Genomic DNA, 4,206 nt, shown 5'->3' with positions numbered 1-4,206 from the left:
GCCGCCGCCGGCCCACGGCGCCCCGGGCTGGGGAGCCCCGGCCCCGCACTACGGCGGCCACTACGGCCACCACCGCCAGCGCAGCTGGGTGGGCATGCTCTTCTCCACCTGATCGGATTCCGATCGGCTCAGGGGGGATGACCCGGGACCGCGGCCTCGGAGAGGTCGCGGTCTTCGCGTACGGGCGTCCTCCCCCGCGGGCAGGTCGTGCGAACGGCGTCACGCGCCGCTCCGGCCGGACCCGGCCGGAGCGGTCACCCGGGAACCCGAGCGGTCACTTGGGGAACTTGTCCGGGTCCACCGGCTTGGAACGGACGGTGCCGCCCTTGACGGCGTGCAGGGTGAGCGTCCAGTTGTTCCAGCGGATGTACCCGCCGGAGCGGGTGGTCCTGAACTTCACGCTCTTGCCGAACTCGGTGAACCCGCACGAGCGGGTGAACGCCTTGGCGCCGGAGTCCCAGTCGGTGCCCGTGGTGTAGAAGACGCGGTAGCTGCCGTCGCGCACACCCGGGACCGTGGCCTTGGACTTCTTGCGCACGTAGAGGGTGAAGGCCTTCTTCTTGCCGCGCATCACCACGACGACGGCGTCGCGCGAGCCGCCGTTGTGCACCTTCATCGAGCCCCGCCCGGTACGGCTCTCGGACTGGATGATCTTCCCGTTGGACAGGCGGCGGGTCTTCTGCTTGGCGGCCTTCACCGAGACGACGTCGGCCGGATAGCCGGTCAGCGCCGCGGCGGCCTCCTTCATGTCGGCCAGGTCCCCGGCGCGGTCCAGCCTCGTCAGCACCGCGGGACCGGTGCACGTCTCCTGCGCCAGCACGTCCGGGCGCGCCCCGTCGAGGGCCGCGCCGAACGTGCGCAGCGCGTCGAGGTAGGTGGCGTGCTGGACGGCCAGTTCGGGCGGGGCCGCCAGCGGCTCCAGCCGGGACGCCGCCTCGCTCGCCGCCGTGGCGGCCTGTCCGATCCGCTTGTCGAGGTTCTTCAGCCCGCCGGTGCCGGCCAGTTTCCTGAGGGCGTCCCGGACCGGGCCGCGTGCCTGCTGCAGCTCGATCCGGTAGGCCTCCGCGGTCAGGGCCGACGGGGAGGGCGTGGCGCTCGCGACGGTGCCGCCGGGCGAGGTGCCGGCCGGAGCGCCGAGCGACCCGACCACTCCGCTCGCGGTGGCCTGCCCCGCGACGGGCCGGACGCCGGTGGTGGAGGTGCAGGCCGTCAGCGCCAGGGCGGTGGCCGTGGTGGCCGCGGCGAGCGCGGCGCGGGAGCGCGTGCGGGGAGCAGCCAGGGGACTCATCTGCCCCACTATCGCCCGGTTGATCAGCCCACGTCAAACCTCCTCGTGGACAGGGGAGACCACCTGCTCCGACAGCACGCCCACCCGGTCCAGGGTCAGCCGGCGGGTGATCCCGACGGACTCCAGGAACGGCTGGTCGTGGCTGGCCACGACCAGCGCGCCCCGGTAGGCCCCCAGGGCCTGCACGAGCTGCCGGACGCTCGCCAGGTCGAGGTTGTTGGTCGGCTCGTCCAGCAGCAGGAGCCTCGGCGGCGGTTCGGCGCAGAGCAGTGCCGCGAGCACGGCGCGGAACCGCTCTCCCCCCGAGAGGGTCGCGGCGGCCCGGTCGGCCCGGTCGCCCCGGAACAGGAAGCGGGCCAGCCTGGCCCGGACCTCGTTGACCGTGGCCGACGGCGCGAACCGGCGGACGTTGTCCACCACGCTGAGGCCGTCGTCCAGCAGGTCGAGCCGCTGCGGCAGGTACCGCACGCCGGGCACGCCCACCGCGACGGTCCCCTCCGCCGGTGCCAGCTCACCGACGATCGTGCGCAGGAGCGTGGTCTTGCCCGACCCGTTGGGGCCGATCAGCGCGATGCGCTCCGGTCCCCGGACGACGAGCTCCTCCACCGCGGTCCCGCTCACGGTCCGCAGACCGGTCACGGTCAGCACGGTCTTGCCCGCGGGCACGGCCGTCCCGGGCAGCCCGATCCGGATCTCCGGATCGCCGCGGACCGCGGACTCGGCCTCGCCGAGCCGGTCGCGCGCCTCGGCGAGCTTCCCGGCGTGCAGGTTGCGGTGCTTGCCCGCGGCGACCTGCGCCTGGCGTTTCCGCTCCTGCATGATGATCTTCGGCTCGCGCTTGCGTTCGTACATCGTGTTGCCGTAGCGCACCCGGCGGGCCAGCTTCACCTGCGCCTCCTCCCATTCGCGCTTCTGCCGCCGCACGTCGGCCTCGGCCGTGCGGACCATCCGCTCGGCGGTCTCCCGCTCGGCGGCGAGCATCTCCTCGTAGGCCGTCAGGTTCCCGCCGTACATCCGGATCGCGCCGCCGGACAGGTCGGCCACGCTGTCCACCAGCTCCAGCAGGGCCCGGTCGTGGCTGACCACCACCAGCACGCCGGTCCACGCCTCCACCGCGGCGTACAGCCGGTGCCGGGCGTCCAGGTCGAGGTTGTTGGTCGGTTCGTCCAGCAGCAGCACGTCGGGGCGGCGCAGCAGCAGCGCCGCCAGGCCGGCCATGACGGTCTCGCCGCCGGACAGCGTCGCGACCGTCCGGTCGAGGCCGACGTGGCCGAGGCCGAGCCGGCCGAGTTCGGCGCGGGCGCGCTCCTCGACGTCCCAGTCGTCGCCGATGACCGTGAAGTACTCCGCCAGTTCGTGCTCGGCGACCTCTCCGCGCTCGACGGCCAGCAGCGCGTTCCGCCGCTCCGTGATGCCGAGCAGGTCGGAGACGGTACGGCCGGCCGCCAGGGTGAGGTTCTGCGGCAGGTAGCCGGTCTCCCCGCCGGCGGAGACCGCGCCGGAGAGCGGGGCGAACTCGCCGGCGACGAGCTTGAGCAGGGTGGACTTGCCCGAGCCGTTGACGCCGATCAGGCCGGTGCGGCCGGTCGGGAAGGCCGCGTCGAGACCGTCCAGCACGACGGTGCCGTCCGGCCAGGCGAACGAGAGGCGGTCGCAGACGATGGAGGACGAGATGGAGGATGACATGGGCGGCTCCCGGGGATGTGTCATGGTTTCGGGGACACGGGAGACACCGCGGGCGCGCACGCCTCGACAGGGAAGAGCCCACAGGAGAACGCCGCCGGAGGCGGGGAGGCTCCGCTGAGGTCAGATGCGCGCCGGGCCGCAGAGCGGCTCTCACAGCGCGGTGTCCGAACCTCAGAACTCCACCGGACTCCTCAGATGACGGCGATGGGACGCCATCGACGTTATGCCGCGGAATCGGAGGCGTCAACTCTTTTTTCCGCCCGGGCACCGGGGCCCGAGTCCGTACGGACATCCGGGCCCGAGGCGCGCGGACGGCGGGCCGAGGCCGTACGGACACCGGGGCCCGAGGCCGTACGGACGGCGGCGCGCCGCTCAGCCGAGGGGCCGGAACACCAGGAGCGAGCGGGGCGCTTGGCGAACTCCACCTCGCCGGAGACGGTGAACACCTCGCCGTCGCACGCGAGCCGCACCTCGCCCGAGGGGGAGGAGATCCGGAGCGTGTCGGCCTGCCACTGCTGGTAGTGGCGGGACAATCGGAACCTGCCGGTCAGGACGCTGAGGAAGGCCCGTGCCCGCGGCAGCCGGCGGGCCGCGGTCAGGATCCGCACGTCCAGCAGGCCGTCCTCCAGCCGTTCGCGCCGCGTGGGCGCCGCCCCGCGCACCTGGTGGCGGCAGTTGCCCACGAAGACCAGCCAGAGTCGGCGCGGCACGCCGTCCACGACGAGGTCGGCGGGCGCGCGCCACCCGGTCCGAGCACCTCGGCCATCGCCCACAGCAGCGCGGGCCACTTGCCGATCCGGCCCTGCCGCCGCTGCCTGCGGGCCAGCACCTCGGGGTAGATCCCCAGGCTCGCCGAGCCGACGAAGGGCCGTCCGGCGGCCTCCCCGACGTCGACGGTCACCAGGTCGCCGGAGCGGTAGGCGTCGACGGCGTCGTCCACGGTCAGCAGTCCGAGCGCGCGGGCGAAGTCACCGGGCGGGCCCGAGGGCACGACCAGCAGCGGGACGGCGGTCCGCAGCGCCTGCCCGGCGACCCGGCTCACCGCGCCGTCGCCCCCGGCCACCGCGAGCACCTTGGCGCGGGAGGCGGCCTCGCCCACCACCTGCGCGAGGTCGTCTCCGGGGCCGGGCTCGTAGACCTCGGCTCGCGGGAGCGCGGCGCGCAGCGCGTCCGCCGTCCGCGTCCCGGCCTCCGCCCCGGCGAACGCGGCCTCCCCCGCTCCCTCCCCCGCG

The 4,206-nt window shown here is 74.3% G+C and carries 4 protein-coding genes; all 4 read right to left on the bottom strand.

Annotated features, from left to right (window positions below; genetic code table 11):
- Positions 1-274: 274 nt before the first annotated feature.
- Positions 275-1,288, bottom strand: a complete 1,014-nt coding sequence (locus ACWJ6R_RS31245) for a hypothetical protein (RefSeq protein ID WP_449065666.1) — start codon at positions 1,286-1,288, stop codon at positions 275-277.
- Between the two features lie 33 nt (positions 1,289-1,321).
- On the bottom strand, positions 1,322-2,974 hold the full coding sequence (locus ACWJ6R_RS31240; protein ID WP_449065665.1) for an ABC-F family ATP-binding cassette domain-containing protein: 1,653 nt from the start codon (positions 2,972-2,974) through the stop codon (positions 1,322-1,324).
- 221 nt (positions 2,975-3,195) lie between these two features.
- Complete coding sequence (locus ACWJ6R_RS31235; protein WP_449065664.1) at positions 3,196-3,657, bottom strand: hypothetical protein; 462 nt, start codon at positions 3,655-3,657, stop codon at positions 3,196-3,198.
- The coding region (locus ACWJ6R_RS31230; RefSeq protein ID WP_449065663.1) for a diacylglycerol/lipid kinase family protein at positions 3,570-4,206 on the bottom strand (637 nt) is incomplete at its 5' end. The genes ACWJ6R_RS31235 and ACWJ6R_RS31230, both read right to left, overlap by 88 nt.

This window comes from Planomonospora algeriensis, assembly GCF_977012225.1.
The sequence above is the reverse complement of the archived record's forward strand: the minus strand, read 5'-3'. Positions and strand labels throughout refer to the sequence as shown.

Excerpts from the sequence above, each read along its gene's own strand:
- ACWJ6R_RS31245 (WP_449065666.1), bottom strand. The coding sequence starts at position 1,288 with ATGAGTCCCCTGGCTGCTCCCCGCACGCGCTCCCGCGCCGCGCTCGCC.
- ACWJ6R_RS31240 (WP_449065665.1), bottom strand. The coding sequence starts at position 2,974 with ATGTCATCCTCCATCTCGTCCTCCATCGTCTGCGACCGCCTCTCGTTC.